The organism is Bacillus sp. UNC322MFChir4.1, assembly GCF_000746135.1.
Taxonomy (GTDB): Bacteria; Bacillota; Bacilli; order Bacillales; family Bacillaceae_G; genus Bacillus_A.
The window spans coordinates 1-20,933 of record NZ_JQKQ01000048.1 but is presented as its reverse complement, the minus strand read 5'-3'; the positions used below and the strand labels follow the sequence as shown (position 1 = coordinate 20,933).

The following is a 20,933-nucleotide window of genomic DNA, read 5'->3' as shown; positions in this document are numbered from 1 at the left end:
TCATGTTCTAGAACACCTAGCTAAAGAAAAAGGATTCGTTCAGCGAAAGAGTAAATATCAAGCAAAGGAGTTAGTTGCTTTATGTGTATGGCTTAGTCAACAGGTCGCAAGTACATCACTCACACAATTATGTAGCTGTCTTGAAGTATCTACAGGTGTTCTTATTAGTCCTGAAGGACTTAACCAACGATTTAATGCTTCCGCAGTACAATTTCTTGAACAAGTTTTAGCTAACCTTCTAACTCAAAGAATTCATTTAACAAAAGAAATAATTCATCAATATACCACAATCTTTAAGAGCATTCGGATTCTAGATTCTACAACATTTCAGCTTCCAGATAAGTTTTCTTCACATTATCAAGGCTCAGGTGGAAGTAGCCATACGGCAGGAGTTAAAATTCAATTGGAGTATGACTTATTGAGTGGAAAGTTCTTGCACGTTTATGTAGGAGAAGGAAGAGAAAATGATAAAACCTTTGGTTCAACAAGCCTACAAACCATTCGACCAAAAGACTTGTATATAAGAGATTTAGGCTATTTCGACTTACATGACTTACAGAAGATCCATGATAAAAGAGCTTACTATATCTCACGTTTGAAATTAAATTCTCGAATCTATCGTAAGAATGATAAGCCAGAGTGTTTTCGAAATGGGACCGTGAAGAAAGGATCACTCTATATTCAGTTAGATATGGAGGAACTCATGAATCAATTGTCCCCTGGTCAAACAATGGAAATTTCAGAGGCATACGTTGGACAGTATCAAAAATTACCAGCTCGTGTCAGTATTCATCGATTAACAAAGGAGCAAACAGAGAAAAGGTTGAAGGAACAAGCCAAAAAAGAAAAAAAGAAAGGTATTACCTACAAAGATCGAAGTAAGCGGTTGAGTGGGATCAATGTGTATATTACGAATCTTCCAACAGAAAATGTTCCAACAGAACATATCCATGACTTATATTCATTACGCTGGCAAATTGAAATTTTGTTCAAAACATGGAAATCTTTCTTTCAAATTGACAAGTGCAAAGAAATCAAGAAAGAACGCTTAGAATGCCATTTATATGGACAACTCATTAGTATTTTACTCTGTTCATCGACGATGTTTAAAATGCGTCAGTTACTCTTGGATAAGAAAAAGAAAGAGTTAAGTGAATACAAATCCATCTATATGATAAAGAATTATTATCTATTGTTTTATGAGGGACTACAGAAGGGCAGCCATGAATTATTAAAAGTTTTACTGCGTTTATTTTACCTTTTAGAGAAAAACGGAAGAAAATCTCACCGGTACGAAAAGAAAACCGTCTTTGATATCTTAGGTGTTGTCTATGATTATATGTTGTCAAAAAGTTTCAAGGCTGTATAATATTTTTTAAAATGCCTAGTTAATAGGTTTATTTGTTATGCACATCTTTAGTGTAGTCGTAAAAATTTCAAAAAACACATTCACATATACCCTCTTGTCCACCTTAGCTTGATGGGTATGGGGTATTGACAGCAAAACGCAGTTTTCGTACGCTAAGACAGTTTCTAACAATAAAATTTCATCTTTGTTACTGTAAAAAAACAACTAGCCCTTGCAAGAGAGGGCTAGTTAACGTAAAATTCGTTATTGGAAGTTGTAATGTGGTCTCTTGTTTTAAATGGTTAACTAATTTTAAATTTTTTCCATTTTGACGACATGATCAACGCCGTGAAAAAATAAGTTTATTTTCTGTTCCTGAAAGCAACCTTTGTATATTTTCCATATGCCTGAAAATAACGATAAACGCCATTAGGCACGCAAATATATAAAAATATAAAGTATTCCCAAAAATAGGAATAAATGAAATGGCCGCAACAAGTATTGTAGCACATATTGTTCCTAAAGAAACATAACGGGTTAAAGCTACTATTATTACAAAAGAGCCAAGACATAAAAGGGCCATAACCCAATCAATCATAAACAGCACAGCTACTGCTGTAAGTGCTCCTTTGCCCCCTTTAAACCTAAAATATATCGGCCAGTTATGCCCTATAATCGCTCCTGCGCCTGCCGCTAAAAGGCTTACGCAATCTTTAGACTCTCCCGAATAAAAGTAAACGCTAAGGAACAATCCTATAAAACAGGCAATTATCCCTTTTAATATATCTCCCGCAAGAACAAACACTGCAGCAGATTTACCAAGTACCCTTAGGGTATTGGTAAGCCCAGCGTTTTTGCTTCCATGGTTTCTTATGTCCTTGCCGTATATTTTCCCTACAATCACCGCTGTATTAAGGCTGCCTAAAAAGTAGCCCAAAGCTAAGGCCGCAAAAATTTTAAAAATATCAATCATCACGCTTCTCCTTTTAAATTATTTTAATTTTCTTTTATTTCATTTTATCAGAACGTAGTATGTAGCAGACTATGAATATCGTATTCATGTAAGGTTAACATAACGCCACATTAGCGAAAGTTACTTTATCTTTTATAAAGTTGCATGTTCGTATTCCAGTTTATCAATTAGCTGTTTTACGATAAGTTCTAATGTTTGTTTTTCTAATGTGTCCGCATTATTAACTATAAAATCTAATGCACTCCATATTTTAGCTAGTGTAATTTGCTGTATTAATTCTGAGGCTGAGTATGGAAAAGATGTTGAAGTAGCTTTCCAAAAGTTAAGGTATGTATTAGCAATACTGGCTTCGAGCGATTTATTTGTAGTTCCTAGTCCAGGGATTATAATAGCAAGGTCAATAACAGGGGATCCGTATCCTATACGTTCCCAATCGAATAGAACTAGTTGATTGTTATTTCTTATTCCCCAATTCGTAGGATTGGGATCACCAGATACACAGCAAAAGGGGAAAAATATATCTTTAGATACAATACGTAAATCTTCAATTACTGTTTTTAAATTCAATGGTAGTAATTTTAATGCTTTGCTATTTAGACTCTCATTCCATTGAAAGATAAATGGCTCATTTATCTTTAGATTTTGGTTCCATGTATTGAAGTGTAAAGTAAATAAATACTTTATTTGTTCTATGTCACCTTTCCATCTGGTTTTAGGAAATGACAATGGTATATCTTCAATTACAAACCAATAAGTGTTCTTTTCTTCGTAAGTATAGTATGTATCGGGAATATGAATCTCTTTACTTTGGAAAGATGAGGCTAAATGATTATAAACATCGTATTCTCTCTTATATGCGGTATTTTTGATTATAATAGACGTCTTTTCAAACAAGAGCTGTAAACAAGATACTCCTTTTTCTTTATTAACGCCATTTAGTTCATTTATCCCTTTAGGATTTCCATAATTCTTTTTGATGAATTGCTGAACCGGTTCTGGCAATCTATTCAAATGAACACCTCCCTTATTTTTATTGTATCAAGAAAAGAAGGGTTGATTGTTATGTATATTTTATTCATGTTCGGTTAACATAACGTATCATTATTAGCAGTAACCAAGTCTCAGGAATCCGTTCATACCAAGAGTTTGCCAGCTTTCTGTTCCCTCCGCTGTATACAGGATTTCATACATCTCCGTCACAACAGCATTTGACAGTTTAAACTGCTCTCGTATCCTGCATATCCTTAGCGTATAAAATCAACATTTTCCTGAACGCTACCCCTACTATAGTTATAAATTCATTATTTCCTAAAACAACAAATGAACTAGACTCCCATAGACAACTAAGAAGAGATAAAATTTTCGTTTTGGGGGTACTTTAAAATCTTAGCTTGATGGGTATGGGCGATACCCCAGAAACAGATTATTGGTAATAAACTTGTTCACCATTTAGGTAGATAGTGCCACCATCATGATTGTTAAATCTAAGAGAGTAATAGGTTTTTTGAGAAGAAGGGACTATATTTATGCTTTAATCGCCATTCATAATCGGACTTAATTATTTGTTCTAAGGAGTACTGGGGTTGCCATCCTAATATCTCTTTTACTTTTATACAATTTGCTAAAATATTAGCAGGATCACCGTTACGTCTTTCTACAAATCGATAGTTTAATGTTTGTTTCGTCACGCTCTCAACTTTTTGTACAATCTCTAATACAGAATATCCTTTTTCAGTACCTAAATTGAATAAATTCGATTCATTACCAGATAATAAATATCGCATACCCAAGGTATGTGCATTTGCTAAGTCTAAAACATGAATGTAATCTCTAATACATGTTCCATCTTTTGTATCATAATCATTTCCAAAAATTAACAATTCGTTATTTTGTCCTAAAATGGTTTTATTTGCATTTGGAATAATGTGAGTAGTATTTAACATCGCTAAACCATTTGATGCATCCAATTCTGCTCCAGCAACATTGAAATACCTGAATATCACATATTTCATGTCGTATCTATTAGCTACCCAATGAATTAATTTTTCTCCTGCTAATTTTGTTTCTGCATATGGATTAACAGGTGATGTTGGTGTGTTTTCTGTTGCAGGTGAATGGATACAATTGTCACCATAAACAGAAGCTGTTGAAGAGAACATAATATTTTTAATGTTATTTTCAACCAAAGCTTCTAATACCATTTGAAGACCCAAAACGTTAGCATTATAATAATCAAATGGTTGTTCCATACTTTCTTTTACAATTATTTTACCAGCACAGTGTAAAACAGCATCCACTTGTAGTTTGGATAATAAGGCAGAAAATTCTGTTTTATCAGTTGCATCTAATTGGTAAAATTCAGCTCTATTGTCAACAGCTTCTCGATAGCCTGTGCTTAAATCATCGACTACAATCACATTAAATCCGTAATCTAGCATTTTCTTTGTAGTATGCGAACCTATGTATCCTGCACCGCCAGTTATTAATATTGTCTGATTCATATTTTTCAGCTCCTAATTATAATAGTATGTAATGTTTTTTATTTGACCAATCATCCTGGATTATTGTTAAATACTCCAGCACCAACTACTACTTTGATTTCTTCTTTTAATAACATTTTATTCTCCTCTTATTTTTTACATATATAAAATCCTACATCTTTCGGATCACGCCATACTCTACCATTACGTGCTAATATATTCTCGACTTCAAATTTCAACCAATTTATCATATCAGTGTATAGGTCTGTATCGTGAGGTATGTTTAAAGATGGAAACATACTGATAATATAATTCACGATTGGTTCAGGTTGTTCAAAAATTAATGAATTAGAGATAACTTTTTCTTCCACTTTATTAAACGTCGAACTTAAAATTTCTTTTGCATTTTCAATGCAAAATGGTGCGGCTGGCGAAACTCTTTCAGGGAAACCAAATTCAATTAGCATGTTATTACAAAGTTCTCTAATCTTCGGTAATGATTCACATGAATTTGTAGTAGTAAGTAGTCCTCCATTTGGCTTAATTACTCTTTTAAAGCCTTCAATTGTGCTTTGAAGATTTGGAACATGATATAGCATATGTCTTGCGACCAACCAATCATACGAATTACTTGAAAACGGAAGCTTTCTTGCATCTCCAATTATCCACTCAATATTTAGATTTTTTTGTTGAGATAGCTTATTTGCTTCTTCAATCATATTAGATGACTGATCAAGTCCAGTAAGATGTCCTTTATGACCCATTGTTTGTAATAGTGAAAGGAATGCACCTGTCGCACATCCAATATCAAGAATCTTTTCATCATGTGTTAAATTTAATAGCTTGATAACCCACTCATCTAAATTAACACGTTTTTCTTCGTACAAAACATGTGTATCCATTCGTACTTGCAAATGAGTACTAGCTCCATATTGACGCTTAACATCATCCATTTTTTGTGATTCCACCTTTGCACAAAAATTTTGAATAGCATGAGTTAGAAACTCTGTTTTGTTTATTCCTTCATATACTAATGCGTCTTCAAAGTTTTCTAAAATTGTTTCATTAATTCTAAAATGAATACTCTTTCCTTTGATGTTGTTTACCTCCCTATTTTTTATTAATAAAAACATATCATAATTTAAAATTTTCAGTAAGTTTTTGTGTACACAAATTGTTTAAATTCTTTTTTATTGAGTAAACCAGTTCTCCTAATATTGCAGAACAAAACATTAAAGCGGTTGCAATTAAGTAAATAATAAATTTAATATTTGGTATTATTTTAGCTCTCCTTTTTACATTAATTATACAAATAAATTAGATTTTAAGATGATTTGTGGTGTACTATGATTAAGTATTTCTTGCAACATGGCGTCCCACCAATATGAATGAATAAATCGAATTTTTGAGGAGCAATACAAGGTTCCAAAGCCTTTTTTGACTGAGGATACAAAAGAACGGATTGAAAAAGCATTAAAGTAGATTAATACTCCATAAATTAATATAATGTAATATGCATGTCCCATTATTTAGAAATTGAAAGGAGTCATTGTAATGATTATTTGGAGAGGTAAGGGACTGTTAGTAGTCCTAGCATTCATTTTAGGGAATGTGATAAATGCAATCCCTTTTATTATTTTGCAAGTGAACACGCAACATAACCCTGGATTTATTTTGAATGGAATATCTTGTACTATATTTATAGCGATGATTAATTATTTTTTCACTAAAAAGTTTATATCTGATAGTGTACGAACACTCGTCGATGAAAAAACCGGAGAAAGAGTTCAAATAAAAGATAACTCTGCATTATTTTTTATTCGAAATAAGTATTGGACTTGGATTATTTTAGTTTTAGGTGTTGTACTTACTATTACTGTTAGTGCACAATTATAATAATTTTATTATTATATAAGGGATCACCATGCATTTAAAAAAACTCTGATCTTTTTAAAATCAGAGTTTTTTATATTAATTATTTTTAATAATTTAAATTACATATATTCATAAATTGATTTTATTTAAAATAAAATTTTTATTCATGGATTTCTGTACCTCTTTATTTATAGTGTTTTGAATGTATACTTTTCTTTCTAATTTTGAGGATATTAAGGGGCTTGGGATAAAGTAAATATTTTCGGTAATTTGAATGTAAATATCTAAAAGTTTTAACATCTCGATAAAATGATAGCTAGACAAATTAATGAAGAACAGTAAATTAATATAATATGTTATAAAGATAGATTATCGAAATTTTTGCGTAATATTAAAGTAATTTCTAAAAAAACAGTTATACTAAGCCACAAAAAAATAATTATAAAAAAACAATTAATAATTATTATTAAATAGTTTTTTGACTCTTTTTTTAGCTCTGTATTTAGTGCTGAAATAAAATTAATTTTCAATAAAATTAAGACTAAAAAAAATAATAAATTGAATAAAAAAATATCCATTATGAAACCCCTTTGTATGTTTTAGTAATAAGTATTATTTATTACCAAATATACATAATTTTTCATTTCAAAGTAAGTCCAGATAGATAAAAAAGTAAACTTTTATTAAGGGTATCGCCACATGCCCATCAAGCTAAAAATAACGAGTTACCCCAAAATGAGAAAAATGTATAAAATTTTCATTCTGGGGTGGTTTCTTTTGTTAAGTTGATAGCCCTGTGGCAGGATTCTATAATCAAGATTATCGGAAGTCATACTGATCATGTGGTCCAGTAAAGTTTCCCGTTTTTTTCTTCGGTAAACTGCAATCCAATTTTCTGTAAAACCTTAATAGACGGTTGATTATCTGGAGAACAAGTAGCTACAACTTTCTTAACACCTGATTGAGAAAGTCCCCATTGAACAAGCGCTTTTCCCATTTCGCTCGCATATCCTTTTCCTCTTTGATCCGGCACTATACTATATCCTATGTTTATAGTTCCTTCCTCATTGGGACTACCTTTAAAACCCATATCACCTATAACTGTGTTCGTTTTTTTATGTATGATTAGCCCTTCCCACTTATTTTCTATAGGAGTTTCTCTAAACTTACTAATCTTGTAAGGGAAAAATTGTTGGTATTCGGGTAAAGGCCATTCAGAATGCACATTTAATGAAAATTTCTCTGTAAAAGCATGTTCGTTTTTCATTACCTTCTCCATCATTTCAACTGTAAATGTAGTCATAATAAGACGATTTGTATGTAGTTCTGGCATATTAATTTCTCCTTTTATTTACATAAAATTTGTTAATGGTAGTAATTTAATTTGTATTGTTTATCTGTCTTTTAATTTCATTTTTACCGATTTGATAACCTGAAATTGCTCCAAGTATCAATAAGAAAAAGACATTCCATTCAGATTTACCTGTGAAAAAATTAAATACTAAAGAGCATACAAATGCTCCAACTATAAATAAAAATAACGGATGACATTTCATTATGTATTCTCCTTTTTATAAAAAACAATATAACTATATTCGGAAAGAGAGATGGAAAATCCTGTTTTATATTATATTTATATAGGGTCACCTTACATGCCCATCAATTCAAGAGATTTTAATACTCTCAAATAGGGGCCCTGAGGGATTAAATCGTTGATTCAATCCCTCAGGACTGATGAGCACTTCTGTTGATGCCTCTAAACAGCTAGATAATTGAGTTAAAGAAGTCGTAGCGATATTTTGACTCATCCATACACATAAAGCGACTAAATCTTTTGCTTGGTATTTACTGGTTCGTTGCACGAAACCAACATCTCTAGCAAGATCTCGTAAGATATTTGGAGATAAAAAGCTTTGAATCTCTTGAGCAAATAGTTGTAATTCATCAGATATAGAAATAGACATACAAAAAACGCCATCCTTTCCTATGATTCTACAGAAAGAATAACGTATTTTTCATTTTAGAGGTTGTTTTGTTTACAGAAAATTCGATATACTCTTATTTAAAAAGGGTGATGGATTTTTGAATATAACTTACTATGTTTCAGAAGATAATTATAAATACGTAGTAGCAACCGTTACAAAAAGACTTTTACTCTACAGCGAAATATTTCTCCATATTTTTTCTTTTTCAGCATTCATTATTAATTATCAAATTACTAAACATAAATACGCTACCCTTTTCACTCCAATTTTAGGAACAGTCTTGTCTATAATAGCTTATTCTATAATAATTCATTTCTTGTTTCAAAAAGTAAAGCCTATAATATTTATACGTAAGATAGTTAAAAAAACCTTGGGGTAATAGGAAACATTTCGTTTGAACTCCACAATAAAAAAATATATATAACCTCTAACAGTGAACAATTAGAATACAGTCTTAACAAAACACATAGTGTAAAGAAATTAGATTCAGCATACTGCATCATAATTCCGAAACATACCTATATTGTAGTTCCTAAACATTTTGGGATAGATAATGTAGATGAGAAAGAATATACAAACAATCTTCAACTGTTTATAAAAGAAATACAGGACGTTCGATCAGGATGATTAATACTAACAGGGGAGCACTCCGTATCTATTAAGTTAAGGAATTAGTATTCCAAAAAACGAAAAAAATGAGCTGAATTATTATAAATAACTATTGGAAAACAAAATTTTCATTTTGGGGATATTTTAAAATCTTAACTTGATAGCGATGCGTCAGGACCCCATATATTATATTTGACAGGAGGCTATCAATGAGGGACTTCACTGTAATGTTCTTTTCTATTCTGTTTTCAAATCTCATTTCTAAATTCATCTATTCCTATATCGGCCTGAGCTACAACCTATTTCAAGATAAATTTAACATTTTATTATTTACAATGGATTTTGGGATTTATATCATCATTTTTCTAGCAATATACTCTCTTTTTCGTAAATTTATAGTAAAAGAAAAAAATTAAATTCCCCTACTTCTTTTCTTATTTATCCAAAAAATTCTTTAGTTTTCAAATTAAAAAGCGATGAGGTGAGATAAAAATGAAGACTTGCCCCAAATGCCGTTACAAAATTAAAAAGAAAACCCTCTTTTTAAGAAATAACTCTCGTAAACTTGTTTGCCCAAACTGCGATATAACATTACATGTAACAAAAAACCATCTAAGAATATCCTTCATGATGACCAAAAATACATCGCTCAAAACATTATTTGCAACCATAATAAAAGGAAGTTTACAAGTATGAAAAAGAAGAGGGATCTACTTTTCATTAGAAAAGCGAATCCCTCTTCTTTTATTTTTAAATACGTTTATTTTTATAATATATTAAAAATCCAAACCACTCACGCTACGCTACGATAATTTTCTTGTTTTTCTTTTTGCTGACTAGGTTGTCGAATGAAAATAGCGATAACAAATGACACGACACACAATGCACCAATCACCATAAAAGTTGGTTTAATTCCACCTAAAGTTGCACCGATAAAGGAACCTGTAAGTGCTCCAAGACCAAAGCCTTGATATACAATACCATAGTTTTTACTATGATTTTTTAGACCGAAGAAATCACCAACAATAGCTGGGAAAATCGTGATATTTCCACCAAAGCAAAAAGCAACACTTGCTACACAGGCGAAATAAATACCATAATTTAAATCTACAAAACTGAGAACAAAAACAGACATAGCTATAACAGCAAACGTTACAGAAACAATTTTTAAACGGCTAATTTTATCTGACAACGATCCTAAAATGAGGCGGCCAACCGTATTAAAAATCGCAACCATGGCGACAGCATTAGCTGCTGTTGCTGCGCTAAGTCCTACGAGTTGAACACCGATATCTTTTACCATACCAATTAAGTATAAACCACTCATACATGATGCAAAAAACATAATGAATAACAGATAAACTTCTTTTGTACGTAGCATTTCTCTTGTTGTAAAGTCATGACTTTTTGTTTCATGTACTGTATCTTGTTCAGGGGCTTGATGGATTAAACAAGCGCCTACCACTACCATAACTGCAACAATTAATCCCCAATATAAAAACGCTTGTGATACACCAACTGAATCAATGAACTTTGTGTTAATATATTTAAAAATTAGGCTACTCGTGCCATAAGCAGCGACAGATATACCAGAAATTAAACCTTTACGCTCTGGAAACCACTTTATTAAATTTGATAGTGAAGTAATATATGCTGTACCATTTGCGTAACCTACAACAACGCCTGCTAGTACATAAAGCATTGGTAATGAGGACACTTGTGAACTAAGCATCAAGCCAATTCCTAAAGCTAATCCGGCTATCATAATGAGTTTACGAATTCCCCATTTCTCTTGTAATTTACCCGCAAACAAAGTTGCAAATGCTAAAGAAAAACTAGTGATTGAGAAGGTTATCGCAACAGCGTTAAGACTCCATCCGTATTTACTCACTAAAGGTTGATTGAATAAACTCCATGTATATATCGTTCCAAGTCCCATTTGTACAATGACTGTACCGAGGACAACAAGCCACGGATTAATAGATGAACGTTTCATACCGTCCTTCCACCTCTTTCGATTTGATAGCTTTATTGTATATGATGTAAATGATTGCGTAGGCACTTACAACACAGAGCGTCAAATATATGAAATCAGTTACAAAAAAAGAAGGATGAAATACAAAAAGTTGCTTATTAAATACAAAGCAGCCTCTTTAATTCTTTTGCATAAGTACAGCTTACAGGCACTTTTGAATCCTCTTTCATAAAGTGAAACTTTAATCAGTGGGGGGCTTCATCCCCCACTGATTATCAGCCCTCACCAATCGGGCTTTTACGGGCAGTTTATCTCCCGCCTAACTTCTTAAGAAAAGCGGAAACGGCCGGAGATTCTAGCCGCTAGAGCTGGACAATGCTTTCGCTGAATTTTGAGGTGGGAGTATTACTGCCCACGAATAGCGGGATAAAATTAAACAGTAAATCAAAAAAGATGTAATATTTATGAAACAAACTCCTTTTCAAGTTTCTCTCATTGAATTATTACATCGATTGTTTAAATTTCTATAATACAATATTGCACATCTATCTTATTCGATTTTTCAACCCTGTTAAAAGCTATACTACATATTTTTATAAATAATTAAAGAATTATACCTGAGAAACTTCCTTTTAATACTTCTTTTTCAAATTGATTCATACATGTAAACGCCGCAGTAATTTTTGTGCGATTTTTTTCATCCAGTTCAAATTGTTCAATAATTACATCACAACGGATCGTATCACCACTAAAAACTGGGCGTAAAAATTCAAAATCCATCTTACGAGCCAATACATTATAATCACCGCCAACTTTCGTAGGGAGTGTTGATGTTAAAAGTCCTTGTACAACAAATCGCCCTTGTTCATCTGGTGTCACATGATGAGCACCTTCATCCTTTGATACCTTCGTAAATAATACAACATCTTCTTTTGTAAACGTTCGTTCAAAGGTGATTATTTCGCCTACTTGTAATCCCATCGATACCCCTCCTCAAAGACATTTCATGGTTCACTTAATTTCACTGTTCGAATATACTTAATTTTTTCTGTACGTAAAAGTACTTGTTGTTAAAGACTCTCTCCTAAAAATAAAATATACACTTAGATTCTTACATAATCCCTTATTAATAAATCAGATGAAACAGGCTCGATACCAATTTCCCGTGACCAAACAGACAGCTGTCCAATGTGATGAATTTCATGCGTAATGATATGACGAATAATTCTTTCATATGTAAATGAAAATGAATTACCATTCTTACTCTTAACTTCTAAAATTCTCTCTCCAGTATCAAGAGCATATGACTCTAGAAATCTCTGTGTTACTGGTTTTGTTATAATTGAAAATGTCTTTACATCACTTAGGCTAGAAATTGTATTAATATCTTTTTTAATAACAGCAGTTCCTTGCATCTGATTAATCCATAATTGTTCGCAATCAATCACATGAAACAAAGTATGTATAATGCTCCCCATACCGCCTGCACGCTTTTTCGTTAGCTCTTCAATCGCAATTGTTTCACACCACTTAAACCATTCTTCTCTAACTTGCCAATTATAATGACACAAATCTATCAAAGAAATCACTCCATACAAAAAATGTCTGTTCTTTATTAATACTTAAATAATTCCGTACTTTCTAAGAGCAAAATCGATCCCATCTTCACTTGACTTTTTCGTGACGAAATCTGCAACTTCTTTTAATTGTTCATTCCCATTTTCCATAGCAATCCCAAGTCCTACTAATTCCAACATGTCTATATCATTCCCTCCATCCCCAAACGCAATAGCCTCTGATTTATCAATGCCAAAATACTGTAATACACTTTTAATCGCTAAAGATTTAGACACTTCTTCTTGTAACACATTTAAGACAAAAGGATGCCATCTGCTAAACATTAAATGCGGGAACTTATGAATATATCTCTCTACTGTTTCATCAGTAGCATACAAACACATCAAATAGACCTCTTGATTATAAATATGTTTATTTATATTTGGATAAGCATTCAATGACAACGTTTCATTTAGTGCTTCTAGTATTGCTTTATCTTCTACACCGTTCATACTAAATTCTTCTGTAAAGAAAGATAGACCATTATTCTCGATATTTGCAAATTCAACAACTTCTCGAATAACATTTTTATCCATTGGCACTTTATGAAGAATCTCTTGTTTATGCTTTACATAAGCTCCATTTGCTGTAATGAACGTATCCACTCCTAATTCTCTTATTTCATCGCACATCGATAGCGGTCTTCCTGTTGCTGCAACTACCCTTATCCCTCTATTCTTTAATACTTTTATAGCTTCTTTCGTTTTATTTGAAATACTACCATTTTCATGATGTGTAAGAGTTCCATCAACATCAAAAAATACAATTCTATAATCCATATGATAACTCCTTTACAAATAAATATATTAATCAGAAGAAAAGTACCTAAAAGTGAAAAATCAGAAAATTTGACACCCTAATAATATAAGTCCAAAGATATTATTTAGCAACTGTTCTAAAAATAAGAAGAACTTGACGCGTTATAAAATAAAATTAACGGTTTAACTGTCTCGATACAAAAATGAGCAAAGGACGCTTATAAAAAACTGCCTCTCAAATTTGATCATATTTAGATGAGTTTAGCTCAAAAGAGGAAAAAATACGGATGATTTGAATACCTATCAAAATTTATAAAGATTTTCATTTAATCTAAATTGCAGCTTTAGATCTTTCTTTAGTACCTTCCTGGTAAAATGGTAACTTCGATATGAAAATAAATAACATAAGAACAAACATAACCAATGCAGCTGCCATAAAAGCTATTCTTGCTCCAAAAGTAGAGGCTAGTCCTCCTAACAGAACTCCAGATAGCGGAAAAGATACCGTTAATATCATACGGTATGCCGCATTAATTCTTCCCATAAATTGATTAGGAATTTCTTTTTGTCTAATTGTAAATGTGTATATATTTAGCATTACACCGCCGATATTCAATATTGCATAGCCAAACATAGCAATCTGCCAATCATGAAATACAGCAAGCATAATTGTCCCTATTAAAGAAACTAGCCCCACAAGTGTAATTGCATATCCCATTCGCATATATTTTATTACAAATGGGGCCATAAATGATCCTAATAAAGTCATAGCTCCCATTATCGAATACACATTTCCAACAAGAGAAGCACTTAGATTAAAATCGTTTGCTAAGTGATATGTCATTACTATATATAAGGCTCCAACAGCCAAATTATAAAGACATCCTATAACTGCTAATACCCACAAAATTCTATTATGAATTAGAAATATCACTCCTTCTTTTACATCATGAAACACTTTATTAAATGTCATTTTTTCATTACTTCTCTCTACTTCACCAAATTTTATTGGCAAAATGATGACTACAATTAGCGTAAACAAATACGAAAATGCATCTAATAAAACTGCGTGAATCGTCCCTACTAAAGCAATTGTAAAGCCTGCTAAAGCTGGTCCAAATAAATTCGCTAAGTTATCCATACCTATGTAAATGGAATTTGCAGACGTTAATTGTTCTTCTTTTACTAACCTTGGCAACATATCAAAGTCCGCAACTAGATCAAAGCACAATGTGAGGATTGACAATAAAAAGCCGATTACAAATATTATCCCAATAGGAACTGTGCCAAATAATGATAATAACGGCAACATAGCCACTAATAAAAAACGACCAAAATCAGACCATATCATTACCTTTTTGCGGTTCCATTTGTCTACCATTGCTCCCAAAAAAGGACCAAAAATTACAAAAGGTACGACTTCAACAACCCACATCAAACTCATTAAACCAATTGAGTTCGTTCTTTCAAACACAAACCAAGGAATGGCTAATCGATAAATTTGACTTCCGATTTTTGAAAAGGTTGCTCCTATAAAATAAATAACAAACCATTTATTACTAAATACTCTCCATTTAGTGAATTTCATACTCATTACTCCCCCTCTCCTTCCAATATTTCTTGTCAATCAGCTAAAATATTTCGTTGCAAATGCTAGAAATATTGAAACAGAATGCCGAAATCCATCATCTTATTTCCAATTTTCATATCCCTATTTCATATTTTATTAGATAGAACAACAAGATAAATCAATCAAAAGTACGAAACTAGTATGAAAAACCTACTACTTCTGTAGCAAATTAACCCAAAAATGTGGTTTTAATATAAGTAAAGTAACAAACAAAACAAGCGTACTAACAGTTCAAGTAAACAACAATGCAGCTCGGCTGTTATATAAGAAACTAGGTTGAGTCGATGTAAAAGAGCCATTTTATCCAAGTTAGGATAAAATACCTTTTGTTATAATGGGGAAATTTTTATATTGATTTCATGAATAAGTTCCATATAAAATTCCATTACATGCAAAATAAGAATTACCAATCTACATTTACTGTTCATATATAGTTTTCAAAAAGAAATAAACACTTAAAGCATATAATCACTTTAAGTGTTTATTTCTTTTTCTGTATAAATCCCGCCAAACCAAACAGGAACCTATACATAATAAGAAGATATAATTATATAAATAGAAATATCACCTAACAACTTCATTTTCTTTTCCTTGATGTGTATAAGCGAATCATTTGGCAAACCGTAGATCATCTTATCGGGATATTTATTAATATATTCCGTGATGATAGACTCTTTTTCTTCTGTGTAACGCAAAAAATTTCAAAGAAGGTTCTACTTCATTCATAAACAATCTTAAGTGTCTCCGCCTTGTACCCCTCTGCTAAAGCATGGAATATAAATTGTTCTTTTTGCGGAGATGCTTTCGCTAAAAATAACGTTCCCTCTTTTCCATTGACTTCTATATAGTTTACCAAATAACCCTTTTTGGCATGAATGTACCACTTGCCGTCGTGCTGCAAAGTCGTTGTTTCATTTGGTTTTTTCTTTGCTTCCTCCCATTGTCCTTTGATTGCTTCTGGGACGAGATTATCGATATTCCCAGTCGTCATTTGCGGCTGGTCCTTTTTAAACAGTTCTTCTTTTTGGTATCCTGTTAAATCTGGTGTAAATCTTTTACTATCAATAGGAACATTGATTTCTAAGCTTGTTGGATATAAATAATCAGCCACTTTGCCAGCCGTATCATACGTTTCATATTTTACGAGAATTCCCGTATCTTTATCGACCCAAAAACGGAAGGATTTGTTGATTCTTTTGTTGATATCCCCTTTGATAACAAGCGTATTATGCCCCAATAACTGTTCATTTTGCTTTTCAATCTCCCAAGTATTCAAATTTCTCGTATAGTTCGAAGCTATTTCATAAGGGAATAGTGAACTCATTGCTTCACCAATAATAGGTCTTTCTCGAGAATCTGTTACGTTATCTCCTTCGCTATTTACTGAAAATGCATTTTCAATCTTTAATGGCTTAGAACGTTTTGCTTCTTGCCCATATCTCATTTCTATATACATACCTGTATCTTTTCTAAGATCCCACATCGTACCGTTATTGTAATAATGAGATGTTACCTTTTCTATTTCATTTTCCACACGAGTAGTTTTACTATAACCACCTGCTTGATTATGCAAACTAAGTTCATAATTAATTACCCTGTCACCTGTATTAACAGAATGAATTTTAAATTCACCTTTAGCAGTTTCAAAATTATCAACTGTATTCAGCATTTTCGTCAGTATCTCTTCTTTTGTCATATCCCCCAAATATTCTTCCTGCTTAGGAGGAGTATATACCGTTCCCTCTTTTTTTGTTTCTGTCAATATTACTTTTTTGGAAGCTTGTCCTTTCTGCTGTTCGTTTGTCCCATCTGCACGTGCATTTAACAGAGAAAATAATGAAACAACCACCACAGTAATTACACCAAGCGCAGACCAGCGATACGATTTCTTTTGAAACTTTTTAATCATGAAAATCCTCCTCTTTAAAGCTCTTTTATTTCTGATTAGATTCGCCAAACCTGGTACTTGGTAATAGTTAGAGTAATGTTCTAAAAGATTGATAATGGTATATCCATATGCGATTTTTTCCTTTTCCTCGAAAAACGTGAGCGCAAGTGCATCGCATGCAATTTCTTGATCTTCCCGCATGCATGAGTAGGCATACCAAAGAATTGGGTTAAACCAATTCAAAACTAACAAGCAATACATAATCCAATTAACACAAACGTCCCTTCGCTTAATATGAGCTAACTCATGATGAAAAATATGTTGTAGTTGCTGCTCATTAAGCCGGCTAATATGCACACTCGATACTAATACTTTCGGATGAAAGAATCCAAATACTGTCGGACTTGAAATTTTCCCAGCTATCAGTAACGGGATATTATTTTGGATGGACATAGACCTTTTACACTTTTCAAAGATGTTAATAACTCTTTCTTCTGTGATAACGGGTTGTTGTTGTATGTAGGAATGTAATCGTCTATTGATAAGATAAGTTGTGAAGCCTAGTATGATAACGCCTATTATCCAAATGTATGAAGCGATTTTATAAAAAGAAATGGAGGTATCTTTTTGCTTCTTATTTTGAGCGGGCTCTACTATATGTTTCTTTGTTGTCTGAGGTGTATGATCGGTGGAGCTTGTCTCTTCTGTAACTGTACTGGTATTTTGCATATTTTCCATCTCATGCACGCGCTCGTTTTTTGAAGAAACAACAGGTTGATTTTGAGTAAAAGTAGTCGTTTTATAACCATATGAAAGGAGTGAATACATACTATAAGAACTATCAGGTGACCAAGGCAGCAGCAATCTTACAATCAAAATCATCCATAATAAATAGTGCCACCTTGGACTTAGCTTGTTTCTTAACAAGACTTTGACACACAAAATAAGTCCCACTAATACACTTGCCATCACAGATGTTTCTATAACCCAATCAAATACGAGCGGGAGATAGATATTTATAAATCTATGTATCATTTCTATCTCCCCTTACGTTGATTCTCTTCATTCTTCTCATCAAGGATTTGTCTAAGTTCGTTTATGTCTTCTGAAGATAATTTTTCTTCTTTTAAAAAGTTTACAAGAAGCGGTTTAAACGCCACCCCACAAAAACGTTTGAGAAGAGACCTTGTTTCTACTTGTAGATAATGATCTTGTGACACTAAAGGATAATAGGCGTACATACGCCCTTTTTCATGATGATAGGAAACAGCTTCTTTTTGAACTAATCTGTTCATCAGTGTTCGAATCGTTTTTGGATTCCAATCTACAATCAATTCTAGTTCTTTAATCACCTCATTTGCTGTTTGAGGAGATTTTTCCCAAAGAACTTTCATGATTTCTAATTCAGCCTCAGATATTCTAGGTAATTCCTTCATTATATATCCCTCCCTATATTACAAATGTAATCTTAAATTCGATATTACATTTGTAATCAGATAATGTCAATAATATTCATAATATTTTCATTAACTATATCAATTGATTAGTCTCTAAAATATAATTCATACATGATGTTGCTATATCAAACATAAGAGAAGCATCTGATGAATAAATTAAGTCGCTCCGATATTGTAGAGAAAATGTTAAATAATATTAGAAATACAATAATCGCCTACCCGTAAATTTGGTAGGCGATTAGTTACACATAACATCCTTTTTAATTATTTATCCCACATTAACGGGCAGTAATACTCCCACCTCAAAATTCAGTGAAAGCAAAGAAGTTAAGTGGGAGATAAACTGCCCGTAAAAGCCCGATTGGTTCAACTAATAATCAGTGGAGGGTGAAGAAAACCCCCACTGATTAAAGTTTCACTTTATTTTAGCCAATATAGATTTAACAAAGTTTGTTTTGTCATCTGTATATTTAAATTTATTATTTGGATTAGCCTTTGAAAGTTGAATCTTTAACTGTTCATACTCTATCCGAGCAGTTTTATTATTTTTTAAGTAATCTCTAAAGCACAATTGTTCAATTAAATATTTATTACCCTTCTCATACATATGAATTTGATGTGTTCTCGGTTCTCCCTTATTAAAATAATATCTCTCGGGTAATACACCTTTTCTATACCTATAACTTAACCGTTCTAGCTTAGCAATACATTCCACACCATTTTCAAAATTCTTTAATTCAACCGCAATATCAATAATAGGTTTTGCACTCAAGTGTGGAATAGAAGTACTTCCAATATGGTGTATTGCCAAAATGTATTCTCCAATTTGTTTTTCAATTAATTGTTTCTCTTTTAAAAATTCGACTTCCCATTCTTCAGTCCAAGGAACTAAAAAAACTTCACCACGGGGCAACCCTAACATTTGATTCACTCCTCCTGCATACAGCCCTTTTCTTTACGAATTAAATATCAAAATATTCTCTCTTTCATTATATAGCATACAAATAAAAAGATGGCGTGAAATTCCAATTCAAATCATCTTTTTAAATAACTATTTTAATTTTAAAAGACTTTATTATTTTCGTACAATAATTTTGATATCGATATATAGAATCGTAAATCATCTACGGAGATCCTTCGTGATTTGTACAAGCATTTCGCTCGAAAATGATTTACAATCATAAAAAAGGACAACCATAGGAGCGATTTAAATGGATTACTGGAGAAATAATACGATTTGGTTTGATCAAATCCCTAATAATCTCTTTTCTCATCTAAATTTAAAAGAAGATAAATTAAAAGAAATGACACTTCAAGAAATCGAATATTTAATTTTGTGGCATTACAAAAATAAGTTAGGTAATTTTATTGATATGCCAATTCCCGAAGGTCTCCTCTATCTAGAATTAAATTGGTCCAATATACAAAATTTCATTGGAATAGAGAAACTGGTTAAATTAAAGCGTTTAGAGCTACATGATTGTACCAAATTAAAAAGCGATTGCGGTTTATCGAAAATAGCTAATACTTTAGAGCATTTGCACATCAATCAATCAAAGAAATTTGTTCCAACCGAGGAGCTATTTTCACTTAAAAACATTCGTGTTCTTTGTCTAAATTCTTGTGGTAATCTTGAAAATCTATCATTTTTAAACCAATTCCCTAATTTAATTGATTTTCGATTTGTTGATACCAACGTTTTGGACGGTAATTTATCACCAATATTAGAACATCCCACAATTAGAAATGTCGGTTTTCTAAATAAAAGACACTATAATATAAGTTCCGAAAGGATGGAAGCTCTTTTAACAGAAAAAAATAATGATAAAGAATATAAAAGCATTGTTGAAAAAGGAGAGTTTCAAACTTTTAGATATAACTATTAATTAAAGGAATCTATAAAATGGATCTCAAAGGAAATCTATAAACTAAGCTAAAGATATTTAGATAAAGCATTTACAGGTAAAAAAGCGGATTCTTATCTAGAATTTCAGATCCCGCAACATAAAAAGCCACGATACCCTATGAATCGAGTGGTATTATCCCCTTTAAGTAGACATTCAAAAAAACCTTCATGATAAGATGAAGGAAAGAATGAAACTTGGAGGGGATTTTTCTATGGCGAAAAAGGGACAACAATTTCAATCCTACACGGAAGAATTTAAGTTAGATGCCGTTAGGGCCTATGTGAATGGGTCCGAAAGTTATCAAAGGCTCTCAGAACGATTAGGTATTCGAAGTTGTACACAATTAAAGGTTTGGGTGAAAAAATGGAAAAATGGTGAACCATTTGATGAACGTAGTAAAGGTAATGCACCGTTTAAAGGACAACCACGTA

General features: G+C 32.2%; 17 protein-coding genes and 3 pseudogenes. 5 read left to right on the top strand and 15 right to left on the bottom strand.

The window, feature by feature from the left end; translation table 11 throughout:
• A partial coding sequence (locus BR72_RS16075) for an IS4 family transposase (RefSeq protein ID WP_035434505.1) occupies positions 1 to 1,369 on the top strand: 1,369 nt, incomplete at its 5' end.
• A 319-nt stretch (positions 1,370 to 1,688) separates the two neighbouring features.
• Here BR72_RS16075 and plsY read toward each other — a convergent pair.
• From plsY to BR72_RS16055, 4 genes are all read right to left on the bottom strand, one after another.
• On the bottom strand, positions 1,689 to 2,321 hold the full coding sequence (plsY, locus tag BR72_RS16070; RefSeq protein WP_035434503.1) for a glycerol-3-phosphate 1-O-acyltransferase PlsY: 633 nt from the start codon (positions 2,319 to 2,321) through the stop codon (positions 1,689 to 1,691).
• Between the two features lie 132 nt (positions 2,322 to 2,453).
• Positions 2,454 to 3,332, bottom strand: coding sequence for a phosphotransferase family protein (locus BR72_RS25010; protein ID WP_051957339.1), 879 nt, complete (start codon positions 3,330 to 3,332; stop codon positions 2,454 to 2,456).
• 473 nt (positions 3,333 to 3,805) lie between these two features.
• Positions 3,806 to 4,822, bottom strand: a complete 1,017-nt coding sequence (gene galE / locus BR72_RS16060; protein ID WP_051957338.1) for a UDP-glucose 4-epimerase GalE — start codon at positions 4,820 to 4,822, stop codon at positions 3,806 to 3,808.
• Between the two features lie 128 nt (positions 4,823 to 4,950).
• Entirely contained in the window at positions 4,951 to 5,934 is a 984-nt protein-coding gene (locus BR72_RS16055) for a class I SAM-dependent methyltransferase (protein ID WP_051957337.1), read from the bottom strand.
• A gap of 259 nt (positions 5,935 to 6,193) precedes the next feature.
• On the opposite strand from BR72_RS16055, the pseudogene BR72_RS27165 reads away from it, so the two are divergent.
• Positions 6,194 to 6,277: pseudogene (locus BR72_RS27165) on the top strand (YolD-like family protein); the annotation flags it as partial.
• A gap of 78 nt (positions 6,278 to 6,355) precedes the next feature.
• Positions 6,356 to 6,697, top strand: coding sequence for a hypothetical protein (locus tag BR72_RS16050; protein ID WP_035434501.1), 342 nt, complete (start codon positions 6,356 to 6,358; stop codon positions 6,695 to 6,697).
• An 817-nt stretch (positions 6,698 to 7,514) separates the two neighbouring features.
• Here BR72_RS16050 and BR72_RS16040 read toward each other — a convergent pair.
• From BR72_RS16040 to BR72_RS15985, 11 genes and pseudogenes are all read right to left on the bottom strand, one after another.
• Positions 7,515 to 8,009 (bottom strand): GNAT family N-acetyltransferase, encoded by a 495-nt coding sequence (locus BR72_RS16040; protein WP_035434499.1) that lies wholly within the window; start codon positions 8,007 to 8,009, stop codon positions 7,515 to 7,517.
• 46 nt (positions 8,010 to 8,055) lie between these two features.
• Entirely contained in the window at positions 8,056 to 8,232 is a 177-nt protein-coding gene (locus BR72_RS16035) for a D-alanyl-D-alanine carboxypeptidase (protein WP_035434498.1), read from the bottom strand.
• 129 nt (positions 8,233 to 8,361) lie between these two features.
• A pseudogene (locus tag BR72_RS16030) lies at positions 8,362 to 8,640 on the bottom strand (IS4 family transposase); the annotation flags it as partial.
• Between the two features lie 1,423 nt (positions 8,641 to 10,063).
• A complete protein-coding gene (locus tag BR72_RS16020; RefSeq protein ID WP_035434494.1) occupies positions 10,064 to 11,266 on the bottom strand; it encodes an L-lactate MFS transporter in 1,203 nt (400 codons plus the stop codon).
• A gap of 582 nt (positions 11,267 to 11,848) precedes the next feature.
• A complete protein-coding gene (locus tag BR72_RS16015; RefSeq protein ID WP_035434493.1) occupies positions 11,849 to 12,226 on the bottom strand; it encodes a hotdog family protein in 378 nt (125 codons plus the stop codon).
• Between the two features lie 122 nt (positions 12,227 to 12,348).
• Entirely contained in the window at positions 12,349 to 12,825 is a 477-nt protein-coding gene (locus BR72_RS16010; protein WP_035434491.1) for a DinB family protein, read from the bottom strand.
• Positions 12,826 to 12,867: 42 nt separating this feature from the next.
• Positions 12,868 to 13,641, bottom strand: a complete 774-nt coding sequence (locus tag BR72_RS16005; protein WP_035434490.1) for a Cof-type HAD-IIB family hydrolase — start codon at positions 13,639 to 13,641, stop codon at positions 12,868 to 12,870.
• Positions 13,642 to 13,951: 310 nt separating this feature from the next.
• On the bottom strand, positions 13,952 to 15,208 hold the full coding sequence (locus BR72_RS16000; RefSeq protein ID WP_035434489.1) for an MFS transporter: 1,257 nt from the start codon (positions 15,206 to 15,208) through the stop codon (positions 13,952 to 13,954).
• 1,845 nt (positions 15,209 to 17,053) lie between these two features.
• Positions 17,054 to 18,173, bottom strand: a pseudogene (locus tag BR72_RS27685) (M56 family metallopeptidase); the annotation flags it as partial.
• A 2-nt stretch (positions 18,174 to 18,175) separates the two neighbouring features.
• Positions 18,176 to 18,574 (bottom strand): BlaI/MecI/CopY family transcriptional regulator, encoded by a 399-nt coding sequence (locus BR72_RS15990; RefSeq protein ID WP_035434488.1) that lies wholly within the window; start codon positions 18,572 to 18,574, stop codon positions 18,176 to 18,178.
• A gap of 436 nt (positions 18,575 to 19,010) precedes the next feature.
• Entirely contained in the window at positions 19,011 to 19,517 is a 507-nt protein-coding gene (locus BR72_RS15985) for a GrpB family protein (protein WP_035434487.1), read from the bottom strand.
• A 289-nt stretch (positions 19,518 to 19,806) separates the two neighbouring features.
• Here BR72_RS15985 and BR72_RS15980 point away from each other — a divergent pair, with 289 nt between their 5' ends.
• Positions 19,807 to 20,481: a hypothetical protein gene (locus tag BR72_RS15980; protein WP_035434486.1), complete on the top strand. Its 675-nt coding sequence runs from the start codon at positions 19,807 to 19,809 to the stop codon at positions 20,479 to 20,481.
• A gap of 232 nt (positions 20,482 to 20,713) precedes the next feature.
• Positions 20,714 to 20,933: transposase (locus BR72_RS15975; RefSeq protein WP_035431086.1), on the top strand; the 220-nt coding region annotated here is incomplete at its 3' end.